Source organism: Streptomyces sp. 6N223 (assembly GCF_052246635.1).
In the GTDB taxonomy this organism is placed as follows: domain Bacteria; phylum Actinomycetota; class Actinomycetes; order Streptomycetales; family Streptomycetaceae; genus Streptomyces.
In genome coordinates this window covers 1-24,877 of the sequence record NZ_JBQQCA010000082.1, presented here as the reverse complement: position 1 = coordinate 24,877, position 24,877 = coordinate 1, and the positions used below count along the sequence as shown (strand labels likewise).

General features: G+C 74.4%; 19 protein-coding genes. 11 read left to right on the top strand and 8 right to left on the bottom strand.

The window, feature by feature from the left end:
- Positions 1-89: 89 nt before the first annotated feature.
- From ACTWQH_RS31085 to ACTWQH_RS31060, 6 genes are all read right to left on the bottom strand, one after another.
- A complete protein-coding gene (locus ACTWQH_RS31085; RefSeq protein ID WP_443290147.1) occupies positions 90-1,004 on the bottom strand; it encodes a phosphoribosylaminoimidazolesuccinocarboxamide synthase in 915 nt (304 codons plus the stop codon).
- Positions 1,005-1,082: 78 nt separating this feature from the next.
- The gene (locus ACTWQH_RS31080) at positions 1,083-2,612 is read right to left on the bottom strand and encodes a N,N-dimethylformamidase beta subunit family domain-containing protein (RefSeq protein WP_443290146.1); all 1,530 of its coding nucleotides are present in this window, start codon (positions 2,610-2,612) and stop codon (positions 1,083-1,085) included.
- Between the two features lie 123 nt (positions 2,613-2,735).
- A complete protein-coding gene (locus tag ACTWQH_RS31075; protein ID WP_443290150.1) occupies positions 2,736-4,307 on the bottom strand; it encodes a hypothetical protein in 1,572 nt (523 codons plus the stop codon).
- A gap of 207 nt (positions 4,308-4,514) precedes the next feature.
- Positions 4,515-5,795, bottom strand: a complete 1,281-nt coding sequence (purD, locus tag ACTWQH_RS31070; protein ID WP_443290145.1) for a phosphoribosylamine--glycine ligase — start codon at positions 5,793-5,795, stop codon at positions 4,515-4,517.
- A gap of 50 nt (positions 5,796-5,845) precedes the next feature.
- Complete coding sequence (locus ACTWQH_RS31065) at positions 5,846-6,496, bottom strand: hypothetical protein (RefSeq protein ID WP_443290144.1); 651 nt, start codon at positions 6,494-6,496, stop codon at positions 5,846-5,848.
- Positions 6,497-6,570: 74 nt separating this feature from the next.
- On the bottom strand, positions 6,571-7,236 hold the full coding sequence (locus ACTWQH_RS31060) for a GntR family transcriptional regulator (RefSeq protein ID WP_443290143.1): 666 nt from the start codon (positions 7,234-7,236) through the stop codon (positions 6,571-6,573).
- Between the two features lie 64 nt (positions 7,237-7,300).
- On the opposite strand from ACTWQH_RS31060, the gene ACTWQH_RS31055 reads away from it, so the two are divergent.
- From ACTWQH_RS31055 to ACTWQH_RS31030, 6 genes are all read left to right on the top strand, one after another.
- The gene (locus ACTWQH_RS31055) at positions 7,301-7,960 is read left to right on the top strand and encodes a DJ-1/PfpI family protein (protein WP_443290142.1); all 660 of its coding nucleotides are present in this window, start codon (positions 7,301-7,303) and stop codon (positions 7,958-7,960) included.
- A complete protein-coding gene (locus ACTWQH_RS31050) occupies positions 7,957-8,463 on the top strand; it encodes a MarR family winged helix-turn-helix transcriptional regulator (RefSeq protein WP_443290141.1) in 507 nt (168 codons plus the stop codon). The genes ACTWQH_RS31055 and ACTWQH_RS31050 overlap by 4 nt, the downstream gene beginning before the upstream one ends.
- Positions 8,464-8,598: 135 nt before the next feature.
- Entirely contained in the window at positions 8,599-10,497 is a 1,899-nt protein-coding gene (locus tag ACTWQH_RS31045; RefSeq protein WP_443290140.1) for a serine/threonine protein kinase, read from the top strand.
- A 139-nt stretch (positions 10,498-10,636) separates the two neighbouring features.
- A complete protein-coding gene (locus ACTWQH_RS31040; protein WP_443290139.1) occupies positions 10,637-12,763 on the top strand; it encodes a serine/threonine-protein kinase in 2,127 nt (708 codons plus the stop codon).
- 163 nt (positions 12,764-12,926) lie between these two features.
- Positions 12,927-15,122 (top strand): serine/threonine protein kinase, encoded by a 2,196-nt coding sequence (locus ACTWQH_RS31035; RefSeq protein ID WP_443290138.1) that lies wholly within the window; start codon positions 12,927-12,929, stop codon positions 15,120-15,122.
- 179 nt (positions 15,123-15,301) lie between these two features.
- The gene (locus ACTWQH_RS31030; RefSeq protein WP_443290137.1) at positions 15,302-17,566 is read left to right on the top strand and encodes a protein kinase domain-containing protein; all 2,265 of its coding nucleotides are present in this window, start codon (positions 15,302-15,304) and stop codon (positions 17,564-17,566) included.
- Positions 17,567-17,584: 18 nt separating this feature from the next.
- On the opposite strand, the gene ACTWQH_RS31025 is transcribed toward ACTWQH_RS31030, so the two are convergent.
- Complete coding sequence (locus ACTWQH_RS31025; protein WP_443290136.1) at positions 17,585-18,868, bottom strand: adenylosuccinate synthase; 1,284 nt, start codon at positions 18,866-18,868, stop codon at positions 17,585-17,587.
- Positions 18,869-19,003: 135 nt separating this feature from the next.
- Here ACTWQH_RS31025 and ACTWQH_RS31020 point away from each other — a divergent pair, with 135 nt between their 5' ends.
- Positions 19,004-19,732 carry a diacylglycerol kinase gene (locus tag ACTWQH_RS31020; RefSeq protein WP_443290149.1) on the top strand — a complete coding sequence of 243 codons (729 nt, stop codon included), beginning with the start codon at positions 19,004-19,006 and terminating at the stop codon, positions 19,730-19,732.
- Here ACTWQH_RS31020 and ACTWQH_RS31015 read toward each other — a convergent pair.
- Positions 19,712-20,233, bottom strand: a complete 522-nt coding sequence (locus ACTWQH_RS31015; protein ID WP_443290135.1) for a GbsR/MarR family transcriptional regulator — start codon at positions 20,231-20,233, stop codon at positions 19,712-19,714. The genes ACTWQH_RS31020 and ACTWQH_RS31015 overlap by 21 nt on opposite strands.
- An 82-nt stretch (positions 20,234-20,315) precedes the next feature.
- On the opposite strand from ACTWQH_RS31015, the gene ACTWQH_RS31010 reads away from it, so the two are divergent.
- The 4 genes from ACTWQH_RS31010 (at position 20,316) to ACTWQH_RS30995 (ending at position 24,800) form a co-directional block, all read left to right on the top strand.
- Complete coding sequence (locus ACTWQH_RS31010; RefSeq protein ID WP_443290148.1) at positions 20,316-21,284, top strand: ABC transporter ATP-binding protein; 969 nt, start codon at positions 20,316-20,318, stop codon at positions 21,282-21,284.
- Positions 21,281-22,945: an ABC transporter permease gene (locus ACTWQH_RS31005; RefSeq protein WP_443290134.1), complete on the top strand. Its 1,665-nt coding sequence runs from the start codon at positions 21,281-21,283 to the stop codon at positions 22,943-22,945. Before ACTWQH_RS31010 ends, ACTWQH_RS31005 begins: the two co-directional genes overlap by 4 nt.
- 168 nt (positions 22,946-23,113) lie before the next feature.
- On the top strand, positions 23,114-23,707 hold the full coding sequence (locus ACTWQH_RS31000) for a hypothetical protein (protein ID WP_443290133.1): 594 nt from the start codon (positions 23,114-23,116) through the stop codon (positions 23,705-23,707).
- A 13-nt stretch (positions 23,708-23,720) separates the two neighbouring features.
- Positions 23,721-24,800 carry a class F sortase gene (locus ACTWQH_RS30995; RefSeq protein ID WP_443290132.1) on the top strand — a complete coding sequence of 360 codons (1,080 nt, stop codon included), beginning with the start codon at positions 23,721-23,723 and terminating at the stop codon, positions 24,798-24,800.
- Positions 24,801-24,877 lie beyond the last annotated feature (77 nt).

Here is a 24,877-nt window from a genome sequence, read left to right as displayed (position 1 = left end):
GGGGGCTTCGCCCCCGGACCCCCGGTTGCCGCCCACGCCCCGGCACCCCACCCGGGGGTGGCTGGGGCGGGTGGGCATGCCCGCGGGACTCAGTCCCAGGGGAGGCCGGTCAGCATGCGGTACGCCTCCGCGTAGCGGTCGCGCGTGCGCTCCACCACCTCGTCGGGGAGCGGGGGCGGCGGGGTGTCGCCGTGGCGGTCCCAGCCGGAGGCCGGGGAGGCGAGCCAGTCGCGGATGAGCTGCTTGTCGTAGGGCTTCTGGCGCCGCCCTGGCTGCCACTCGCTCTTGCGCCAGAACCGCGAGGAGTCCGGGGTGAGGACCTCGTCGGCGAGGATCAGCGGGTCGTCCGGGCCGCCGTCGCCGGCGCGGCCGAACTCGAACTTGGTGTCGGCGAGGATGATGCCCCGGTCCCGGGCGATGTCGCGGGCGCGGGCGTACGCGGCGAGGGTGGCCTGCCGCAGCTGGGCGGCGGTGTCGGGGCCGACGAGGCGGGCGACCTCCTCGTAGCTGACGTTCTCGTCGTGGTCGCCGACGGCGGCCTTGGTGGCCGGGGTGAAGATGGGGGCGGGCAGCTCGGAGCCGTCCTGGAGACCCTCGGGGAGGGCGACGCCGCAGACGGTGCGGTCGCGCTCGTACTCCTCCAGGCCGGAGCCGGTCAGGTACCCGCGGGCGACGGCCTCGACGGGGATCATCCGCAGCGCGCGGACGGTCATGGTGCGCCCCTCCCACGCGGCGGGCGCGCCCGGCGGGAGGTCGGTGGACAGCACGTGGTTGTCGACGAGGTCGGCGAGCTGGTCGAACCACCACAGGGACAGCCTCGTGAGAATCCGGCCCTTGTCGGGAATCTCCGTGGTCAGCACCCAGTCGAACGCGGAGATCCGGTCGCTGGCGACCACCACGAGGTCGCCCGCCTCGGTCCTGTAGAGGTCGCGCACCTTCCCTGTGTGCAGATGCACAAGGCCGGGCACCTCAACGGGCTTGGGCGTCTCGACGAATCCTGGCACAGCGCCTCCTGGCAACGTGAGGGGCAAGTGAGGGTCGGTTCCATTCTCCCGCAGAGAGCCGGCGGCCCGGCGTGCGGGTCAGTCGCGTTTGCAGATGCGGTCGAGGAGATTGGCGGTGGCCCGCTGCACGCGCGGGTCGGTGTGGCCGGGGCGGGACAGGGCCGGGGACCAGGCGAAGGTGCCGGAGGCGAAGACCCAGGCGCCGCTGGGGGCCTGGTAGAGCGAGGTCTCCTGGTGGCGGCGGGCGCCGGAGGCGTCGCGGTAGGGGGAGTGGGCGAGCAGGATGCGGCTGTCGTACGCCGGCAGCGGGGTGCGCGGGTAGTACCGGTCGGCCTCGCCGGTGACGAGGCCGGGCAGCTCGTCGCCCTCGCGGGCGCCGGTGGCCTCCCACAGCCAGTGGCCGGCGTTGCGCACCACCAGGGGGTGGGGGCGCGGCACCCGCCCGGCGTACTGGACGCCGAGGAGCAGTTGTTCGGGCTCGCCCTGCTCGCGCCAGAGGAGGGAGCGGCCGGGGCCCTGGCGCTTGCGGCAGCACAGCAGCCGGTCGGGGTCGCCGGAGGGCAGGGGGGACAGGGTGACGCGCCAGTACATGGTGTTGGCGGAGAGGAAGACCAGGGAGGTGCCGCCGTCGCGGGCGCGCTCGGCGGCGCGGCGCATCGGGGCCGACCAGTACTCGTCGTGGCCGGGGAAGACCAGCCCGCGGTAGTGGGAGGGAATCACGCGGCCGGCGTGCAGGTCGCGGGCGGTGGCGTACGCCAGGTCGTACCCGTACCGCTCGGCCCAGCGGATGAAGTCGTAGGCGTGGCCGGCGTGCAGCGGCAGGCCCGCGCCGGCGAAGGGGCGGTCGAAGCTGAGGGTGCGGGAGGCGTCCGGCTCGTGCAGCAGGCGGCCGTCGGGGTCCCAGGCGTGGTACAGGCTGGCGCCGGCGCGGCCGTCCTCGGGGAAGAGGTTGTACGCCTGCCAGGTGATGTCGGGCAGCAGCAGGAGCAGGTCGGCGGGCCGCTCGTCGCGGACGGTGAACGGCACGTGGGAGCGGAAGCGGCCGTCGGCGGTGGTCAGCACCGCCACGTGCGCGCCGGGCCGCCAGTCGTCGGGGACCTGGAGCCGCCAGGAGAGCCACCAGTGGTGGCAGGAGACGGTGCGCCCGGCGAGCAGCGGCTCGGGCTGGCGGATGCCCATCAGCTTGGGGCTGCGGACCAGCAGCCTGGCGCCGTCGCCGCCGTAGTGACCGACGCGGTAGACGTCGATGGTGAACTCCTGCGGCGGCGAGACCGTGACGCGGAAGTCGATCGGCTCGCCCGGGGCGACCGCGCCCTCGGGGGTGAACCCCTTGATCTGGCAGGCGACGTCGTCGGCTATGCGGGGCCCGGACGGGGGGCGGGTGGCGTCGCGCCGCCCGCGCCGGGCGGGCACGGCGGCGGGCGCGGCCGAGGGGCGCCACGGACCGATCTGGCCGGCGTGGCAGAAGTAGTGCTCGCTGCCGCGCAGCCAGGGCAGCGGGCCCTGGCCGCGGGGGTCGAGGGACGTGTCGGTGAGCGGGCCCGACTCCCAGCGTCCCGCGTGCCCGTGGCCCGGCGTTTCCGGCCGTCCGATCCGCTCCGTGCTCACTCCTCGGCTCCCCTCCCCACGGCGATCTCCCCCATCCAGGACATCACATCTCGCACGTGGTCTGTCACCGTTCGTTGTGAATTGGCTGGACGTGGTGGGTCGTTGGTGCCGCGGACGCGGGACTCAGACCAGGCGGACGGGCTTGTCGCAGCGGACGCCGGCCTCCGCCAGCCAGGCCCGCAGCGGCTCGGGGTCGCCGTCGTCCACCAGGCTGTGGACCGGGCCCGACAGGTCGCTGCGCCGCCGGCCGCCGGTCAGCAGCACCGGGCCGTCGAGCCAGTCGAGGCCGGGCGCCGCGCCGGTGGTGTCGGCGGCGGCGCAGCAGACGGCCGCGGCGACGTGCTCCACGAGCAGGTCGTGCCCGCTGCGCGCCTGCTGGAGCGGCAACGCCATGGGGGCGCCCCCCAGGCCGCCGAGGCCCGGGGAAGGGGCGCCGCCGCCCGCGGCGCCGCCGGTGGGGGCGGCGTGGGCCGTCTCGGCGCGCGCCGCCGCCGCTCCCAGGCGGGCGGTGAGCGCCGCGAGCCCGGCGCCGTCGGCGGCCTCGGCCAGCCGCTGCACCGCGCAGGCCAGGGTCGGCGTCTCCACCGCGTCCAGGGCGGCGAAGAGGCGGGCGGCCCGGTCGCGCCATATCCGGTCGACCACCTCCTCGGGGTACGACGGCCAGTCCACGGGTGCCCAGTCGGCGGCCGGGCCCTCGGGTATGCCGTGGAAGAGGCGGGCGGCCAGCAGGGATATGGCCTCGTCGACCGTGCCGGGCTCCTTCAGCAGGTCGCAGGCGGGCCGCTCGCCGAGGCGGGAGGCGAAGCCCTCGGCGAGCCGGTCGCGTCGGGACAGCTCGGTCAGCGCCGAGACGACGCCGGCGTCCAGGCGGCGCGGCCAGCGGCCGGTGCGCCAGGCCGGCAGCGCCACGCGGGTCAGCAGCCGGTCCCAGCCCGCGTACGCCAGCCCGACCTGCTCCTGGGCGACGATCCGCAGCCCGTAGTCCACGGTCTGGGCGCGGGCCGAGGCGGCGGCGGCGACGGCGCGCTCCATCTCCCCCGCGTGCGCCCCTGCGGCGCGCAGCATCGCGCGGGAGGCCCGGCCGGCGAGGCGCAGCAGCGGGCGGCGGGCGGCGGGCTGGCCGTCGGCGAGCGCCGCGGTGGCGTCCCAGGCGCGGACGGCGCGGCGGGCGGCGGCGATGTCGGGGTGGGCGGAGGGCCCGGTCCCGGCGACGACCGGCGCGAGCAGGGCGCGCAGCTCCGCGACCCGCATCCACCACAGGAACGGCGAGCCGATGACCAGCACAGGGGCGGCCTGGCCCGGCGCGCCCCGGGGGCGGCGGCCCGGCGGCTCCTCCAGCCAGCTGTCGCAGTCGGGGGTGAGCGCCACGCCGCCCGGCGGCGGCACGTCGAGCCGCTCGGCCAGCTCGCGTATCAGCCCGTGCAGGGCGGGGGCGGCGTGCTCCGGCACCGCGACGGTGGGGGTGACCGGCGGGTGGGCGCGGGCGACGACCACGGCGACCGCGGCGGCCAGCGCGAGCGTGAGGACGGCGAGCGCGGCCACCGGCCAGCGCAGCCCGGGGGGCGCGCCGCCGGCGAAGAGCACGACCGCGAGCGCGGCGGGCATCAGGGCGAGCGCCAGCGCGCCGTTGCGCACGCGGAGCACGGCGAGTGCGTGATCCCGCGCGGAGTGTCCGCCGTCGTGCCGGTGCACCATGCCGCTGCCCTCCGCCCTGCCATCGTCGCGAAAGCCACTGCTCACCACTGTGGCACCAGCCACTGACAACGCAACGCGCGCTGGGCCGGCCGCCGTAGCGGAGGGGTGGATGACGCTGCGCCGCACCCTAGTTGGGCGTGCCGGGTCCGTCAGGCTCTCCGCCCATCGATCACCCGATGGAGGGGCTTTGGGGAGAGGTCGGCGGCGTTATTCGGCCACCTGTGGCTGGTCGTCGGCCGCGGCGGCCGCCGCGGCCGCGATGTCGGTGCGGTGGTGGGAGCCGTCGAGGCGGATGCGGGAGACGGCGCGGTAGGCGCGTTTCCTGGCCGCCGCCAGGTCGGGGCCGGTCGCGGTGACCGACAGCACGCGCCCGCCCGCGCTCACCACGCGCCCCTCGGCGTCCCGGCGCGTGCCGGCGTGCAGCACGTAGGCCCGCGGAGCGTCCTCCGCGGCCACCTCCTCCAGGCCCTCGATCGGGTCGCCGGTGCGCGGCGCGGCCGGGTAGCCGTGGGCGGCGACCACCACGGTCACCGCCGCGTCCCGGCTCCACCGCAGCGGCGGGAACGCGGCCAGCCCGCCGGTGGCCGCCGCGTGCAGCAGCCCGGCCAGCGGCGTGCGCAGCCGGGCCAGCACCGCCTGGGTCTCCGGGTCGCCGAAGCGGGCGTTGAACTCCACCACCCGCACGCCCCGCGTCGTCAGCGCCAGCCCGGCGTACAGCAGCCCGGCGAAGGGCGTGCCCCGCCGCCGCATCTCGTCGATGGTGGGCTGCACGACGGTCGCCACCACCTCGTCGGCGAGCTTGGGGTCGGCCCACGGGAGCGGGGAGTACGCCCCCATGCCGCCGGTGTTGGGGCCCCGGTCGCCGTCGTGGGCGCGCTTGAAGTCCTGGGCGGGCTGGAGCGGCACGACGGTCTCGCCGTCGGTGACGGCGAAGAGCGAGACCTCGGGCCCGTCGAGGAACTCCTCGATCACCACCCGGTCGCAGGCCGCGGCGTGCGCGCGGGCGCGGTCCAGGTCCTCGGTGACGACGACGCCCTTGCCCGCCGCCAGGCCGTCGTCCTTCACCACGTACGGCGGGCCGAAGGCGTCGAGCGCGTCCTCGGCCTCCTCCGGCGTGGTGCACAGGTAGGAGCGGCCGGTGGGCACCTGGGCGGCGGCCATCACCTCCTTGGCGAACGCCTTGCTGCCCTCCAGGCGCGCGGCCTCGGCGGAGGGCCCGAAGCAGGGGATGCCCGCCGCGCGCACGGCGTCGGCGACCCCGGCCACGAGCGGCGCCTCCGGGCCGATGACGACGAGCCCGGCCGCGAGCCGGGCGGCGAGCTCGGCGACGGCGGGGCCGTCGGCGGCGTCGACGGGGTGTGGCTGGGCCACGTCGGCGATCCCGGCGTTGCCGGGCGCGCAGTGCAGCGCGGTGACGTCGGGGTCGCGGGAGAGGGCGTGGCACAGGGCGTGTTCGCGGGCGCCGCTGCCGATCACAAGGACTCGCACAGGGGGCAAGACTACTCATCCCGCCCGGGGGCGGGACGCGGGAGACGGCGTCAGCTGAAGACGATCATCGCGCCCTGCGCCAGGCTGCGCGTCGCCGCGGCGTGGAGGCCGAGCCAGACGTGGCGTTCGCGCGCGAAGGGCCCCGCGCCGTACGCGGCCGCCGCGGCGGGCTCCTCCAGGCGCGTGGGGCGGGTCGGCGGCGCGGGGGCGGGCGGCGGGGTGGCGGGGTCGATGCCGAGCACCGGGGCGACGGCCTCCAGCTCGCGCAGCAGGCCGTGGCTGGAGCCGAGCGGCCCGCCGCCGGCCAGCAGCTTCTCGTTGACCAGGGGGTAGGCGAAGTCGAGCGGCACGTAGCAGCCGGCGTGGTCGAAGTGCCAGACCAGGTGGGCCTGTTGTGCGGCCGTCTCGAACATCTCCAGGAGCTGCTGGTAGTCGCCGTCCAGCTCGTCCGCCGGGGTGACGGGCAGGCCGCTGAGCTGGAGGAGGTAGGCGCGGCGCAGCAGGTGCAGGGCCGAGTAGTCGAAGCCGGCGACGGGGGCGACCTGGCCGGACATGCCCGGGATGTAGCCGTGGATCGGGACGGGCGGCAGCCCGGCCTCGGCCAGTGCCTGGTCGTAGGTCGCCAACTCCTCGGCGAAGGGGTTGTCTGGGCTGTGGCAGAGCACGTCGACAAGCGGGACGAGCCACAGGTCACAGGCCACGGAGGGCTCACTCTCGGTGGTAGGGACGCGGTCTCTACGGGAGCAGGGACAGGGTAGAGGCTGTCCTGTCCGGCTCAGGCATCGGAGAGTTCCGCGGCCAGCGCGAGGGAGTGGGCGCGGCGTTCGCGCAGCAGTCGCTCGGTCTCCTCCCGGTCGCGCCGCTCGACGGCTTCGGCCAGCTCCGGGTGGCCCGCCCACAGCCGGCCGGTGAGGCCCTCCCGGCTCAGCCGGCGCAGCTGCGGCACGGTGAACGCCCAGCAGCGCACCCGCAGCCGGTCGAGGAACTCGCTGATGTGGGGGTTGCCGAGCAACGCCTCCAGCTCGCGCCAGAAGCGCAGGTCGTAGGTGATCAGCACGTCGAGGTCGCCGGCGAGCGCCGCCTGGTGCGCGGCGGCGGCGCGGCGGCGTATGGAGGTGAACGCCTCGGGCCGGGCGCCGGGCAGGGTCAGGGCCGGCTCGTGGCGCAGGATGCCCTTGGTGACCAGGGTCTGGGCGTCGACCATGTGACGGAAGTCGATCAGCGTGTACTGCCTGATTCTGAAGCCTCGGTGCTGCTCGATCTCCAGCAGTCCCTGCGCGGAGAGATCCACCAGCGCCTCGCGGACCGGGGTCGCCGAGACGCCGTACTGCTCGGCGATCTCCCGCACGGTGAACTCGCCGCCCGGCGCCAGCCGCCCCGCCAGGATCTCTTCCCGCAGCGCGTCGGCGAGCTGCTCCCGCAGGGTGCTCCGTTGAATCACGGCTGCCAGCCTACATTCACGCGGCAATCTTGACAGCAAGCTGTCGTCGTGACAGGATGCTGTCATGGATGCCAAGCAGACGAAAAACGCAGCAGAAGCAGCAGAAGCGGCACCGACCGCGCCCCGCACCGTCCACCTCGCCGTCTACGACACGCTCGCCGACTGGGAGGCGGGCCACGCCATCGCCACCCTCCGCGACCGGGGCTTCGAGGTCGTCGCCGTCGGCGCGAGCCGCGAGCCCGTCACCACCAAGGGAGGGCTGCGCGTGCTGCCCGGGCTCGCCCTCGACGAGCTGCGCCCCGCCGGCAGCGCGATGCTGATCCTGCCCGGCGCCGACCAGTGGGCGGCCGGCGAGGAGCTGGCGCCCTTCGCCCGCGCCGCGCGGGCGTTCCTCGACGCCTGCGTGCCGGTCGCGGCGATCTGCGGCGCGACGCTCGGGCTGGCCAAGGAGGGACTGCTCGACGACCGCGCCCACACCAGCGCCGTGCCCGAGTACCTGGCGATGAGCGGCTACGCCGGCGGCCACCGCTACCGCGAGGCCGACGCCGTCACCGACCGCGGCGTGATCACGGCAGGGCCGACGGAGCCCGAGGCGTTCGCCCGCGAGATCCTCGCCCGCCTCGGGGCGTACGAGCCCGACGTCCTCGACGCCTGGTTCCGCCTGTACGCCCACTCCGACGTCGCCGCGTACGAGACGGTGGCCGCGGCCGGGCCCGCGCGGTGAGCGAGCGCGGCGAGCAGGCGCTGCTGTCCGGGGCCGCGCTGACCGTCTTCCGGCTCAACGGGCAGTTCCTGTCCGTCGCCGAGGGGCTGGCCGCCCCCGCCGGGCTGACGGCGGCGTGGTGGCAGGTGCTCGGCGCGGTGCTGCGCGAGCCGATGCCGGTGGCCGGGATCGCGCGGGTCATGGGCATCACGCGGCAGAGCGTGCAGCGCGTCGCCGACCTGCTGGTGGAGCGCGGCCTCGCGGCGTACCTGCCGAACCCCGCCCACCGCAGGGCGAAGCTGCTCACACCGACGCCCGACGGGCGCGCCGCGATCGAGCGGATCGACCCCGGGCACCGCGAGTTCGCCGCCCGGCTGAGCCGGGCCCTGGGCGGCGAGCGGGCGTTCGCCGAGGTTCTCGACGCGCTCACGCGCCTGTCGCAGGCGCTGGACGGCCTCGAAAGCCCCGGAGGTCGCGAAGGCCACGAAGGGTTCGACGGGCTCGACGGCTCCCTCACGCGGTAGGCGCTGCGAGCCGTAGCGGACCTGTGACCGTTTCAGGACGCCTTGCCCGCTCCCGATGACCTGCAAGGGGCCACTATTCTGCGAGGGGATGTAACCGGGTGTGACCACATTTCCGGCTGGGGGAGGACACCTCCGATGCAGTCTCTGCGCTCCGAAGACCCACGCTCGATCGGCACGTACCGCTTATTAGGCAGGCTCGGCGGGGGCGGGATGGGCCGGGTGTACGCCGCGCGCTCGGACCGGGGCCGCGTCGTCGCGGTGAAGACCATCCAGCCCGCCCTCGCCAACCAGCCGGACTTCCGGCGGCGTTTCGCCCACGAGATCGAAGCCGCCCGCCGCGTCGGCGGCCGGTGGACCGCCGCCGTCCTCGACGCCGACCCCGAGGCGGAGACGCCCTGGGTCGCCACCGCCTACATCGCCGGGCCCACGCTGCGGCAAGTGGTGGCCGAGGACTACGGGGCGCTGCCCGAGCGCTCGCTGCGCTTCCTGGCCGCGGCGCTGGTCCGGGCCCTGCGCGACATCCACGCGACCGGCCTGATCCACCGCGACCTCAAGCCGTCGAACATCATCCTCGCCACGGACGGCCCCCGCGTCATCGACTTCGGCATCGCCCGCGCCCTGGACGCCGTCACCGGCGAGGGGATCACCAACCCCGGCTCGGCGATCGGCTCGCCCGGCTTCATGTCCCCCGAGCAGGTGCGCGGCCGGGGGACGCGGGAGCCCAGCGACGTCTTCAGCCTGGGCGCGGTGCTGGCCTACGCCGCCACCGGCCAGCTGCCGTTCGGTCACGGCGACAGCGGCGCGCACGCGGTCATGTTCCGGATCCTGGAGGAGGAGCCCGACCTCTCCGCCGCGCCCGACGGGCTGCGCGAGCTGATCGAGGACTGCCTGCGCAAGGACCCCGCTCGCCGCCCGACCGTGGACGAGTTGCTGGAACGCACCCACCCGGACGCTCTCCGCCAGGGCTCCTGGCTGCCCGCCGAGGTGCTGGAGCGGCTGGCCGAGCACGCCATCAGGCTCCTCAACAGCGAGCAGGAGCCGGCCACGCACCAGCCGCCCGCCGGGCCCTCGCGGCCCGCGGCGTCCCCGGCGCCCGCTCCGCCCGGGCCGTACGCCGCCGCGCCCCCGTCGTCCTTCACCGGCGTACCGGCCGTCCCGCCACCGGGCGCACCGGGCGCACCGGGCGCACCGGGCCGGCCGGGCCCACGGCGACGCCCACGCGCCAGGTGGCTCCCCACCGCGCTCGCGTCCGCGGCGGTGCTCGCGGCGATCTCCGTCGTCGCGGCGGTCACCCTCTCCGGCGGAGGCAGAGGCGGAGGCGACGGCGAAGGCGAAGGCCAGACGAGCGGAGGCCCGGGGGGCGACGGCGAGACCGATGACAGGCGGGCCGATCCGACCGAGGACACCACCCCGATCGGCGACGGCTACATCGGCGCCTGGCAGGGCGAGTACGGCGCGGAGCACCAGCCCGAGTGGAGGGCGCTGTGGTTCGAGATCCACCAGGGCCAGGAGGGCGAGAGCGTCGGCACGGCCACCGTGACCTACATCGACACGATGTGCGTCTACGACATCCAACTCGACTCCTTCGACGGCCAGCTGAACTTCACCGAGACCGCCGACCACAGCGTCCCCGAGGAGGAGGTGTCCCGGATCTGCCGCGACGACGACACCGTCCAGTCCCTGAAGCTGACCGACGGCCTCATGCGGTGGACGAACGGGGACCAGCAGGCCACGCTGTCGAGCGCCGAGGGCGGCGACGCCGCCGTGCCCGACACCCTGGCCGGGACGAGCTACACCTTCGAGAGCAACAGCTTCTCGTTCACCCAGGGAGCCGTGGACGACTACGTGGTCACCATCAGCAACACCCAGATCACCTGCAACGGCCGGCTCGCCCAGACCGAGGACGAAAGGATTCTGGTCTCCCCCTTCACCGGCACCAACTGCCCCATTACGGTCAGCTCGTGGTGGTGGTCCGAAGCCGACGGCCTCATGTCCGCGAGCACCGAAGACGGCAGCGTGATCACGGTGCCGTAGCGCCGCTCCACAGCCGCCGCTCCACAGCCGCCGCTCCGGAGCCGCCGCTCCGGAGCCGCCTGCGCCGCTGTGGGAACCGACCCCTATGCTCAGTGCGTCTGCACTCGGACAACGACCGAAACGGGGGAGTACAGCCCATATGGAACCGCTCACGCCCCAGGACCCGCACCGGATAGGCCCGTACCGGCTCCTGGCACGCCTTGGCGAGGGCGGCATGGGCACCGTCTACCTGGCCCGCTCCGACCGGGGCCGCACCGTCGCGGTGAAGACCATCATCGGCGAGCTGGCCCAACAGCCCGACTTCCGGGCCCGCTTCGCGGCGGAGATCACCGCGGCACAGCGGGTCGGCGGCCAATGGACCGCGCCCGTGCTCGACGCCGACACCCAGGCCACCACCCCCTGGTACGCCACCGGTTACATCGCCGGGCCCTCCCTCCACCAGGTCGTCGACCACGACCACGGGCCGCTCCCGGAGCGCAGCGTGCTGCTGCTGGCAGGCGGCCTCGTGCAGGCGCTGAAGGCGATCCACGGCGCCGGGCTGGTCCACCGCGACCTCAAGCCGTCCAACGTCCTGGTCACCATCGACGGCCCGCGCGTCATCGACTTCGGCATCGCCCGCGCCATGGAGACCATGCCGGGAGAGGGCCTGACCCGCACCGGCGCCACCGTCGGCTCGCCCGGTTTCATGTCCCCCGAGCAGGTGCGCGGCCAGCACCTCACCCCCGCCAGCGACGTGTTCTGCCTCGGCTCCGTGCTGGCCTTCGCCGCCACCGGGCGCACGCCGTTCGGCTCGCTCGACTCCGGCATGCACATCCTGATGTTCCGGATCGCGGAGGAGACGCCCGACCTGACGGGCATACCGGACGGGCTGTACCAGCTGATTGCCGCGTGCCTGGCGAAGGAGCCGGAGCAGCGGCCCGGCATCGACCAGCTGCTGAGCTACTACCCGGCGCCCAGCGGCGGCGCGGCCGAGTCGGACGGCGAGCCGTGGCTGCCGGGCGCCGTCGTGGCGCAGCTCGGCCGGGAGGCCGTGTCGCTGCTGGACTCCGAGAGCCCGGAGACCGCGTCCATCCCCCGCGTGAACGCCCCGCTGGCGGGCAACTCGCAACCGGGCACGAACGCCCAGCACTCCCCCCCGCCGCCGTCGTCGCAGCACGGCTCCCCGGCGTACGCCCAGCCCACCGCTCCCTACGGCGCGCCGCAGACCCCGGCGCCCCAGGGGGCGTACGGCTACCCGGGCCCGCAGCAGCAGACGCCGCCCCCCGGACCCGGCGCTCCCGGACCCGGCGGGTACGGCACGCCGGTGCCGCCGCCCGTGCCCTCGCCGTACGCCGCCTCCCCGTCCCCGTCGCCCTACGGCGGCGCGCCCGGCACGCCCGCGCCCACGCCGACGCCCGGCGGCGGCCGGCCCGGGCGCCCCCGCAACAACATGATGGTGCTCGTCGCGGTCGTCGCGGTCATGGCGATCATCGGCGTCGTCGCCGCGGTGGCCCTCTCGGGCGGCGGTGGCGGCGGCGACGGGGACAAGACCGAAGGCGGGGAGACGACCGAGCCCGTGGACACCACCCCGATCGGGGACGGCTACATCGGCGCCTGGCAGGGCGAGTACGGCACCCAGGGCGAGAGCGGCTGGAAGGCGCTGTGGTTCGAGATCCACCAGGGCAAGACGGGCGAGAGCGTCGGCAAGGCGACCGTCACCTACCTGGACTCGATGTGCGTCTACGACGTGCGGCTCGAATCCTTCGATAACCAGCTCAACTTCACCGAGGTCGCCGACCACAGCGTCCCCGAGGACGAGGTCTCGCAGAACTGCCGGGCCGACGGCACCGTGCAGTCGCTGAAGCTGGCAGACGGCAGCCTGCAGTGGACCAGCGGCGACCAGGAGGCGACCCTCTCCTCGGCGGAGGGCGGGGACGCCGCCGTGCCGGACGAGTTCGTCGGCGAGTGGTACGACTCCTACTCCACGGACGAGGTGACGAACGGCCTCGACGAGGTCTCCGTCACCGAAGGCGCGATCGGCGAGAACGTGCTGCGCTGGTCGTGGACCCAGGACGACGTCACCTGCGTCACCGAGAACCAGCTCGCCCACGTGGGCTCGGACCGGATGCTGCTCTCGCCCGACATCCTGGTGACCGCCGAGAGCGACGACACCTGCGAGCCGCTGGGCAGCGTCTGGGTCACCGTCGAGGCCGACGGCAACCTCTACTTCCAGTGGACCAACGACCCGGCCGGGGACAACACGTACGTGGTCCGCGGGCCGCTCTGATCCCGGCGGGGAGGGGTGACCGGCGGGTTCGGGACCCCTCCCCCGACGGCCGTGGTCCCCTGGTTGAGCCGCGTTCTATTCTCGGGACGCGCCGCGGCCCGCAGGGATTCGCGACCTCACGACTCATGACTCGGCAACGCTGAAACCGGGGGGAACCGCTCTCATGGAACCGCTCACGGCTCAAGACCCGCGCCGCATAGGCCCGTACCGGCTGCTGGCACGACTCGGCGCGGGCGGCATGGGCACCGTCTACCTGGCCCGCTCCGACCGCGCCAGGACGGTGGCGGTCAAGACGATCATCCCCGAGCTGGCGCAGGAGGCCGACTTCCGGCGCCGCTTCGCCGCGGAGATCACCGCGGCCCGGCGGGTCGGCGGTGAGTGGACCGCGCCGGTGCTCGACGCCGACACGGAGGCGGAGACTCCCTGGGTGGCCACCGGCTACATCGCCGGGCCCTCGCTCTGGCAGGTCGTGAACGACCACGGCCCGCTGCCCGAGCGCAGCGTGCGGCTGCTGGCGGGCGGCCTGGCGCAGGCGTTGAAGGCGATCCACGAGGCAGGGCTGCTGCACCGCGACCTCAAGCCGTCCAACGTCCTGGTCACCATCGACGGCCCGCGCGTCATCGACTTCGGCATCGCCCGCGCGCTGGAGACCGCGCCCGGCGAGAGCATCACCCGCACCGGCTCCACGGTGGGCTCGCCCGGCTTCATGTCCCCCGAGCAGGTCAGCGGCGAGCGGAACCTCACCCCGGCCAGCGACGTGTTCGGCCTCGGCTCGCTGCTGACCTTCGCCGCGACCGGGCGTACGCCGTTCGGCGCGCTCGACTCCGGGCAGCACGTGCTGACGTACCGGACGGTGGAGGAGGAGCCCGATCTGACGGGCGTTCCCGAGGATTTGCGCGGGCTGGTCAGGAGCTGCCTGGCGAAGGAGCCGGAGCAGCGGATGCCCATGCCGGAGCTGCTGGCGTACCCGGCGCCGGGCGGCGGCGAGGACCGGAATCCGTGGCTGCCCGCGGAGATCGTCGCGCGGCTCGGGCGGGAGGCGATCTCCCTGCTGGAGTCGGAGAACCCCGAGACGCGGGTGGGCGTCAGCGCGGCGACGCAGGCGATGGCCGCGCCGACGCCGCTGCCGGAGCGGGCCCAGGAGTCTTCCCCGGCCTCGCCTCCCGCGCCCGCGCCCGCCACGCCGCAGGCGCAGGCGCACCAGCAACACCCGCAGCCGCAGTCGCCGCAGCCGCAGCCCGCCGCGCCGAGCCCGGCGCCGAGCGGCCCGCCGCCGTACAGCCCGCCCGCCAGCCCGGCGGACCCCGCGCCGCACGCCGCCTCCCCCGCCTCGCCGCTGCCCGGCGGCCCGCCCGCCCCGTACACGCCGCAGACCGGCGGCTCCTTCGGCCCGCCGCCCCCGGGCACGCCGCACTACGGCCCCTCGCCGTACGCCCCCGTCCCGCCGCCCGGCACGCCCTCGCGCTCACGCCGCGGCCTGCTGATCGGGCTGGCCATCGCCGGGGCGCTGGTGGTGCTCGGCGCGGTGACGGCGGTGGTGCTCGCGAGCGGCGGCGACGACGAGGAACGCCCCGACGACCGCGCCGGGGCCTCCGACGAGCCGACCGACCCCGAGGGCGGCCAGAGCGGCCCGCCGCCCGAGGACACCACCCCGGTCGCCGAGGAGTACCTCGGCGCCTGGCAGGGCGAGTACGGCTCGCGGGGCCAGTCCGGCTGGAAGGCGCTCTGGTTCGAGATCAGCCAGGGCCAGGAGGGCGAGAGCATCGGCAAGGCCACCGTGACGTACATGGACTCGATGTGCGTGTACGACGTCCGGCTGTCCTCCTTCGACGACCAGCTCAACTTCACGGAGGTCGCCCAGCACAGCGTGCCCGCGGGCGAGATCGAGGAGAACTGCCGGGCCGACGGCGGCATCCAGAGCCTGACGCTCCAGGAGAGCGGCGCCCTCCAGTGGAACAGCAACGACCAGCAGACGACGCTCGTCTCGGCAGGGGAGGGCGGCGACGCCGTCGTCCCCGAAACGCTGGTGGGCGAGTGGTACGACGCGTACACCACGGACGACGTGGAGAACGGGCTCGACGTGATGACGATCGAGCAGAGCGCGGTGGGCGAGAACATGCTGCGCTGGTCGTGGACCCAGGACGAGACCACCTGCGTCACCGAGAACGAGCTGGCCCAGGTGGACGGGGAGCGGATGCTGATCTCGCCCGACATCCTCGTCGACGCCGAGAGCGACGACACCTGCGAGCCTCTGGGCACCGCCTGGGTCTATGTCGAGAGCGACGGCAACCTCTACATCCAGTGGACCGACGACCCGGCCGGGGAGAACACCTACCTGATCCAGGACGACAACGGCTGATCGCGACGGCCCGACGGCCGTTCGGCAACGATCGGGTTGTCGCCACGTCACAACTCCGCACACGGGTCAACCGGAATGACCCGCTGGGAACCGATTACGGTTCGGCCTCTGTCCTGTCGGGTGTGTACGGGCGCCCGTATTCTCATGAGGCTTACCGGAGCGAAGAGGAGTAACACAGCATGAAACCGCTCGGGCCGACCGATCCCCAACGGATAGGCCAGTACAGGCTGCTGGGGAAGCTGGGCGCCGGCGGGATGGGCAGCGTCTATCTCGCGCGCTCCGACCGGGGCCGGACCGTGGCGGTGAAGCTGGTGCAGCCGGAGCTGGCCCGGCAGCCCGAGTTCCGGCAGCGGTTCAAGCAGGAGGTCGAGGCGGCCCGGCGCATCGGCGGCGAGTTCACCGCGCCGGTGCTGGGCGGCGACACCGAGGCCGAGACCCCGTGGGTCGCCACCGGCTACGTCGCGGGCCCCTCCCTCCACGAGGTGGTCACCTCCACCTACGGCAACCTGCCCGAGCGCACCCTGCGGATCCTCGCCAACGGCCTGGTCAGGGCGTTGCGCGACATCCACGCCGCCGGCCTCGTGCACCGCGACCTCAAGCCCTCGAACGTGCTGGTCACGATCGACGGCCCGCGCGTCATCGACTTCGGCATCGCCCGCGCCCTGGAGACCAACGAGGGCCTGACGCGGACCGGCGCGGCCGTCGGCTCCCCCGGCTTCATGTCGCCCGAGCAGTGCCGGGGCGAGACGGTGACGGCCGCCAGCGACATCTTCTGCCTGGGCTCGGTGATCACCTTCGCCGCGACCGGGCGCACCCCGTTCGGCGACGCCAACAGCCCGATGACGGCGTTGATGCTGGCGATCGTGCAGGACGAGAAGGACCTCACGGGCGTGCCCGAGGGCATCCGCGGGCTGGTGGAGAGCTGCCTGGCGCAGAACCCGGCCCACCGGCCGACGCTGGACCAGCTGCTGCGCTGGACCGAGCCGTCGGCGGAGGTGGCGGAGCGCGCGGACGAGCGCGAGCCGTGGCTGCCCGGCGCGCTGGTGGCGACGCTGGGGCGGCACGCCATCGAGCTGCTGGACTCCGAGGACCCGCTGCAGGCGCCGCCGATGCCGACGATGCAGCCGCCGCCGGCGATGCCCGCCGCGCCGCCGCCGGTCACGCCGCTGCCGCCGTCGGCGCCTCCCCCGGTGACGCCGCCGCAGGGCATGGCGCCGCAGGGCATGGCGCCGCAGGGCATGGCGCCGCATCAGACGCCGACGCAGTTCGCGCCGAGCACGCCGCCGCCCAGCCCCGCCCCGAGCCCGCCGCCACCCGCGCAGACCATGACCTCGGCGGCGCCGCCGCAGGCCGGAGGCTACGGCTACCCGGCCGCCGCCCCGCCCGCCGGCGGCTACGGCTACCCCCAGCCCGCGCCGACGCCGGTGTACGGCGGCACCCCGCCGCCCTCCGTCAACACCCCCTACGGGGTGGGCGCGGTCCCGCCCCCCGGAACCGGCGCCCCCGGCGGCGGCCACGGCGGCCGCCACGGCGACGGGCGGAACAGGAAGCAGGTGTGGGTCATCGTCGCGGCGGCCGTGGTCGCCGTGGCCGTGATCGTGGGCATCACCGTCGTCGCGCTCGGCGGCGGCGGTTCGGAGGACAAGGCCGACGACCCGACCGGCGACCCGGCGACGACGGGCGAGCCCACCGGGGAGCCCACGGGCGAGCCGACGGACGAGCCAACCGCCGACCCGTCAACCGACCCGGCCGCCAGCGTGCCCTTCGAGATGGTCGGCGCCTGGGAGGGCCAGATCACCGACACCGCCGGCACCGAGGCGGGCATATTCCGCCGCATGGAGATCACCGAGGGCGCGGCGGGCAGCACCGTCGCCACCACCTGGAACGTCTACGCCGACGTGATGTGCATGGGCACCGGCGAGCTGGTCTCCGGCGACGCCAGCCAGGTCACCATCAGCAGCGCGATCACCCGCACCGTCCCCTCCGACCAGGAGTGCTCGGCGTACGGCGAGCAGACGCTGGAGCTCCAGGGCGACGGCACGCTGCTGTGGAGCAACCCGGCCGACGGCCTCCAGGCGGTGATGGAGCCGGCGACCGGCGCCGGCGAGGACGCCATGCCCAGCGACCACCTCGGCACCTTCACCGCCACCACCACCGACGGCACCCAGCTGGAGATCGCCACGGAGACCGTCGCCGCCGCGGGCGAGCTGGGCATCACCTACACCAGCGACGCCTGCACCTGGGAAGCGGAGATGGTCTCCGGCACGGTCGACGGCCCGCGCGCGATCTACGCCCCGGCCGAGGTGACCAGCGGCGCATGCGAGCCGCTGCCCGCCTACCGCGTGACCGCCCGTGTCAACGACGAGACCTTCTTCTACGACCTGGACTTCCAGCGGCTGGACGGCACCACGCCCGAATTCACCGCCATCTGGGAGACGCTGTAGTCGCCGGGGCCCCGCCTCTCACAGCAGGGAGTGGATCTCGATCGTCTCCTCGCGGCCCGGGCCGACGCCGATGGCGGAGACCCGGGCCCCGGACAGCTCCTCGACGGCGCGGACGTACGCCCGCGCGTTCTCCGGCAGGTCGCCGAGGGAGCGGGCCTTGGTGATGTCCTCGCTCCAGCCCGGCAGGTACTCGTAGACCGGCTTGGCGTGGTGGAAGTCGCTCTGGCTGTACGGCAGCTCCGTCACGCGGCGGCCCTCGATCTCGTACGCCACGCAGACCGGGAGGCGTTCGAAGCCGGTGAGGATGTCCAGCTTGGTGAGGAAGAAGTCGGTCACGCCGTTGATGCGGGTCGCGTAGCGGGCGATGACCGCGTCGAACCAGCCGCAGCGCCGCTCGCGGCCGGTGGTGACGCCGAACTCGCCGCCGACCTGGCGCAGCCGCTCGCCGTCGGCGTCGTGCAGCTCGGTCGGGAACGGCCCGGCGCCCACGCGCGTGGTGTACGCCTTGAGGATCCCGATCACGCCGGTGATGCGGGTCGGGCCCACGCCCGAGCCGGTGCAGGCGCCGCCCGCCGTGGGGTTGGAGGAGGTCACGAACGGATAGGTGCCGTGGTCGACGTCGAGCAGCGTGCCCTGGCCGCCCTCGAAGACCACCACCTTGCCGTCGTCGATGGCCTGGTTGAGGACCAGCATGGTGTCGGTGACGTACGGCGCGAGGCGGTCGGCGTACGCCAGCAGCTCCTCGACCACCTTCTCCTGGGCGATGGCGCGGCGGTTGTAGAGCTTGGCGAGGACCTGGTTCTTGTAGCCGAGGGCCGCCTCGACCTTCTGCCGCAGGATCGACTCGTCGAACAGGTCCTGGACGCGGATGCCGACGCGGTTGACCTTGTCGGCGTAGGCGGGCCCGATGCCCCGGCCGGTGGTGCCGATCTTGCGCTTGCCGAGGAAGCGCTCGGAGACCTTGTCCAGGGTCTGGTGGTAGGGGGTGATCAGGTGGGCGTTGCCGCTGATCAGGAGGCGGGAGGTGTCGATGCCGCGCGCGGCCAGACCCTCCAGCTCGGCGAAGAGGACCGTCAGGTCGACGACCACGCCGTTGCCGATGACGGGGGTGCATCCGGGGGAGAGGATGCCGGAGGGCAGCAGGTGCAGCGCGTACTTCTCACCGTCGACGACGACGGTGTGGCCGGCGTTGTTGCCGCCCTGGTAGCGGACCACGTAGTCCACGGAGCCGCCGAGCAGATCGGTGGCCTTTCCCTTGCCTTCGTCACCCCACTGAGCGCCAAGCAGCACGAGTGCGGGCACAGGCGTACACCCCTTTCGAGCGGGGAAGCTACGAGTGTGCTGCCCCGGATCGACGAAACCCCTGGCGCAATCGCGACAGGGGCTCTTGCACAGAGAGCTTACGGGACAGGCGACCGGGGAGGCGAACAGGTGCTCATCGTCATCGACCCCATGGCCCGGCGCACGGACGGGGAGTCGGTGCGGATCGCCAGGGACGTGCTGTGCGCGGGCGCGCGGGACGCCGCGGTGTGCGTGCTGGACCAGCCGCAGGCGATCGCGCAGGCCCTGGGGCGGCGGGCCGGGCACGGGCGGCGGGTCGTGATCATCGGGGACGACCGTGCACTGGTGCGGGCGGTGCGGGTGCTGCACCTCCACGGGCGGCTGGGCGCCAGCCCGCTGGCGGTGGTCCCGGTGGGGCCCGGGCCGTCGGTGGCCGTGGCCCGCGCGCTGGGGGTTCCGACGGACGCGGTGGCCGCCTCCCGCGCGGTGCTCAGCGGCACGGACCGGCGCCTGGACCTGCTGACGGACGACACCGGCGGGGTGGTGCTGGGGGCGCTGGGGATCCCGGCGCCGGGCAGGCCGCTGTGGCTGGTGCGCCGGCCGGTGCGGCAGCCGCGGCGGCCGAGGCTGCGGGTGGAGGCGGACGGGCGGCTGCTGGCCGACCTGGACCGGCCGGTCACGGGCGTCTCGGTGCGGGCCGAGGGGGGCCTGGCGGAGGTGGTGGTACGCCCGAGCCCGAACGACGGGGACGTCACCGCGCGCGCCACCTCGGTCACGGTCTCGGGCCCGGCGTTCAGCTATCGCGCCAACGCGGCGACGCAGGGCCCGACGCGCACCCGCACCTGGACGGTGTGCCCGGAGGCGCTACGTCTCACCGTCCCCTGAGGGCACGCCGTCCTCCCGCTGGTCGCGCCAGCGGTCCAGGAGGGAGGTCAGCTCACCGGCCACGTACTCGAGGAAGTCCGCGGTCTCCGCCAGCCGCTCGTACGCCGGGGAGCCGGGGGTGACGACCTGCATGCCGTCCTTCATGGTCTGCCGCCAGCGCTCAAGGAACTCCTCGCGGATGGTGATCGCCTCGTACCAGACGTGGTGGTGCAGCCGGTAGACCTCGCGCCGCGAGCCCGGCTGCCGCTCCCTGCGCAGCAGGCGCGCCATGGAGAGGTAGCGGACCGCGCCGGAGACCGCCGCCGGCGAGACCTGGAGACGCTGGGCAAGCTGGGCTGATGTGAGCCCGGGCTCCTCGGAGATCATCAGGCAGGCGAAGACGCGCGCCGCCATCCGTTGCGTGCCCGCTTCCGTGAGGTCGGCGGCCATGCGTTCGACGAAGGCCGCCGCCTGCGGGGACAGCGCGCCGTGGGGATCCTGTGAGGAGTCGTGAGCTATCACGCTGCCATCCTCCCAGCATTGACACTTTCTTAAGGTTCACGAATTTCTGAAGGTACTGTACGCTCGATACATGACCAAGGCAATCAACGACGCCATCACCATCTCGGGCCTGGTGAAGACCTTCGGCCAGACCCGCGCGCTGGACGGCCTCGACCTGACGGTGGAGACCGGCGAGGTGCACGGCTTCCTGGGGCCCAACGGCGCCGGGAAGTCCACCACCACCCGCGTCCTGCTCGGCCTGCTGCGCGCCGATTCCGGCAGCGTCCGCTTGCTCGGCGGCGACCCCTGGACGGACGCGGTGGAGCTGCACAAGCGGCTCGCGTACGTCCCCGGTGATGTCGAGCTGTGGCCCAACCTCACGGGCGGCGAGGCCATCGACCTGCTCGCCCGGCTGCGCGGCGGCCTGGACCCCGCCCGCCGGGCCGAGCTCATAGAGCGTTTCGACCTCGACCCCAGCAAGAAGGGCCGCACCTACTCCAAGGGCAACCGGCAGAAGGTCGCCATCATCGCGGCCCTCGCCTCCCGGGCGGAGCTCCTGCTGCTGGACGAGCCCACGGCCGGGCTCGACCCGCTCATGGAGGTCGTCTTCCAGGAGTTCATCACCCAGGCCAAGGCCGAGGGCAAGACCGTGCTGCTCTCCAGCCACATCCTGGCGCAGGTCGAGAAGCTCTGCGACCGCATCAGCATCATCCGCCTCGGCCGGGTCGTGGAGTCCGGGACGCTCGACGACATGCGCCACCTGACCCGCACCACCATCGAGGCCGAGACGGATCGGCCGGCCACCGGCCTGGCCGAGCTCAGCGGCGTGCACAACGTGCGCACCGAGCGCGGCAAGGTGCACCTGAGCGTCGACGGCGGGCACCTGGACGCCGCCGTTCGCCACCTGAGCCAGTTCGGCATCCGCGGCCTGATCAGCCACCCGCCGACGCTGGAGGAGCTGATGCTGCGCCACTACGGCGACGAGCTGCAGGGCAACGGGCACCCGGTGAGCCCCGAGGTCGCCGACATCGCCAACGCCGAGCCGTCCAGCGACGCCGGAGCGAAGCGATGACCACCACGACCGCCACCACCAAGGCCCCCGTCGCCTCCGCGCCGGTCGGGGGGAACGGCGGCAACGCCCTGGCCGGGACCGGCACGCTGCTGCGGTTCGCCATCCGCCGTGACCGGATCCGGCTGCCGGCGTGGATCATCCTGCTGTGGCTGTCGACCCTCTCCTCGATCTCGAACTTCGAGTCGACCTACCCGGAGGCCTCCGACCGGGCGGAGCTGGCCGACACCCTGGGGAGCCCGGCGATGCTGGCGATCTCCGGCCCCGAGCGGTACCTGAGCGACTACAACTACGGCTCCATGTCCGCCCACCAGCTCATCGGCTTCTTCGCGATCTTCGTGGGCATGATGAGCATCTTCACCGTGGTGCGGCACACCAGGACCGAGGAGGAGACCGGCCGCGCCGAGCTGCTGCGCTCCAACGTCGTGGGCCGGTACGCCCACCTCACCGCCGCGCTGACGCTGGCCGTGATCGCCAACCTGCTGCTGGTCGTGCTGATGGCGGGCAGCCTCGGCAGCCTCGGCCTGGAGGGCATGACCACCGGCGGCAACTGGCTGTTCAGCGCCGGCCTCGGCGCCATCGGCATCCTCTTCGCGGGCGTGGCCGCCGTGACCGTGCAGATCACGCCGTTCTCCCGCGGGTCGAGCGGCGCGGCCATGGCCGTCGTCGGCACGGCGTACGTGCTGCGGGCGGCGGGCGACGCGGGCAGCGACGTGCTCGCCTGGCTCTCGCCGATCGGCTGGACCCAGCGCACCTACGCCTACGTCGACAACCGCTGGTGGCCGCTGCTGCTCGTCCTCGGTATGGCGGTCGTCGCCGTGGCCGTGGCGTTCGCGCTCAGCGGCCGCCGGGACGTGGGCGCCGGCCTGCGGCCGCCCCGGCCCGGCAGCCCCACCGCCTCCGAAGCGCTCCCCCGCCCGCTGGGCTTCGCGCTCCGCCTCCAGCGCGGCACGCTGTTCGGCTTCGGCGCGGGCCTGTTCGTCTTCGGCATGATGTACGGCTCAATCCTCGGCGACGCCGAGGAGATGATCGAGGACAACGAGCAGCTGCGGGAGACCATCGCGGAGCTGGGCAGCGGCTCGGTCTCCGAGTCGTTCGGATCGGCGCTGATGAGCTTCCTCGCCATCATCACCTCGGCGTTCGTGGTGCTGGCCGTGCTGCGGGCCCGCGCGGAGGAGACCGGCGGCCGGGCCGAGCCGGTGCTGGCGACCGGGCTCTCCCGCGACCGCTGGGTCGGCAGCCACCTGACCATGTCGCTGGCCGGCGGCACCCTGGTGGCGCTGCTGGCCGGGCTCGGCTTCGGCCTCGCGGGCGCGCTCTCCGCCAGCGAGGGCGAGCTGTTCTGGAAGCTGACGGGCTCCTCGCTGGCCTACGCGCCCGCGCTGTGGGTCACCGGGGCCATCGCGCTGGTGCTCTTCGGCTGGCTGCCCCGGTTCGCCGCCGCGGCCTGGGCCATCCCGGCGTACTCCTTCTTCGTGGTCTACCTGGGCACGCTGATCGAGATGCCGGACGCGCTGGCCAACTTCTCCCCCTTCGGCCACGTGCCGCAGGTCCCGGCCGCGGACATGGAGTGGACGCCGCTGGTCGTCATGACCGCGGTGGCGGCGGCCCTGACCTGGCTGGGGCTGGCCGGGTTCCGCCGGCGCGACCTGGACTGCAAGTAACGGGTCACGGCTCCCTGGACCCCCGGCCGCCGCCGTTCCCCCGGGCGGCGGCCGGGCTCACCCGCGGGGACGCACTCCGGGTGCGCGTTTGATGACGCGCTGTTGGCATGGGTGACAACCCGTCACGCCTCACGGCGTGCCGCCGACGACCCGGAGGTCATCCGTCCCATGAAGTCCCCGCGCACCTCGCGTACCCCCCTTCACCGCACGGCCGTGGCCGCTGCCACCGCCCTGCTCGCCCTGGGCCTTGCCACCCCCGCGGCCGCCGCCCAGCTCCCCGTGGCCAAGCCGGACCGCTCCCTGCCCGCCGACGCGGCCACGCCGCTGCAGACCGCCTCCCCGATCACCGTCACCCCGAGCTCGGGCGGCGCCGGCACCTCGGTGACCGTCCGCGTCAGCTGCCAGCCCGCCACCCCGGCCCGGTCGGACGCGTTCGAGGCGAGCATCGCCCTCAGCGCGCGCGGCGACGGGACGTGGGTCGGCACCGGCACCATCAGGAGCGGCCTGGAGGTCGGCCGCGCCTACCCCGTCACCGTCACCTGCGCCAACGACAACGACACCGTCCTGTCGACCAACTTCACCTTCACCTCGGCCACCCCGACCGGCGGCGCCTCCGCGGGCTTCGGCGGCCAGACCACGGCCGGCGGCGAGAGCGACTCGCAGGCCACGGCGCTGGCCGTGGGCGGCGGCGTGGCGATCGCGGGCGCGGTCGGGTACGCCTTCCTCGCCCGGCGCCGCCGCTCCGCCGGCCAGCACTACTAAGAGGGGCTCAAGCGTGTCTGAGGAGACTCGGCGACGCGGGAAACGCCGCCTGCGCCGGGCGGCCCGCGCGGCCCTGAAGGGCCTCGCGGCGTTCTTCGCCCGGCTCAACCCGGTGCCCCCTCTCCGGCGCCTGATCCTGGCCCTGGTGCGGCCGCCGGTCCGCCTGGTCAGGGCGGTCGTCGCCGCGGTGGCCCGGGCGGTGCGGACGGTGCGGCGGGCCATCCGGGCCGTGAGGCGGGCGGCGGTGCGGTCGGCGGTGCGTGCGGGCCGCGCCGTGCGGCGGTGCGCCGCCACCTGCCGCCGTCACGCCGTCGCGCCGTTCCAGCCCCTCAGTCACGCCCCGAACGGCGCCTCGCCCAGCTCGCGGAACCGGCAGCAGCGGATGGCCGTCCGCAGCCGCCGCCTGGAGGTGGCGGCCGTGCTGGCGGCCGCCACCGTGGGCCTGCTCGCCGCGATCTACGGGCCCGGCGGCCAGGACGGCGTACGCGAGGCGCGCGCCTCCAGCAGCATCGCGGAGGGCGTCTCGCGCCCCGGCGCGGTGGACGCCCCCGCCGCCGCACCCAACTCCGGGTCCACTGCGGGCCTCGACCCGATATCCGCAGGGCAGCCGCCGTCGGTGGTCGCCGCGCCCCTGTCGCGCTCGGTTCCGGTGCGCATCCGCATCCCGCAGCTGGGCACCGACGCCGAGGTCATCGGCGCCGACCTCTCCCCCGACGGCGGGCCGCCCACCCCTTCGGAGGCGGACGCCATGCGCGCCGCCTGGTACGCGGGCGGCGTCTCGCCGGGCGAGAGCGGCGCCGCGATCCTCGTCGGCCACCTCGACACCTACGACGGCCCGGCGGCGTTCTCGGGCCTGGGCCAGCTCCGGCCGGGCGAGACGATCGAGATCGACCGGGTGGACGGCACCACCGCCGTCTTCGCCGTGGACTCCGTCGAGCAGTACCCGAAGACGGACTTCCCCGACCTGCGGGTCTACGGCGCGGTCGACACCCCGCAGCTACGCCTCATCACCTGCGGCGGCGCGTGGACCGCCGACGGCGGCTACGACTCCAACATCGTCGCGTACGCCCACCTCACGCCTCGCGGCACGTAGGCCACGCGACCGCCACCCCCACCCCCGCCCTACTCAACCCCGGGTGGGGTGCCGGGGTGTGGGCGGCCGGGGGTCCG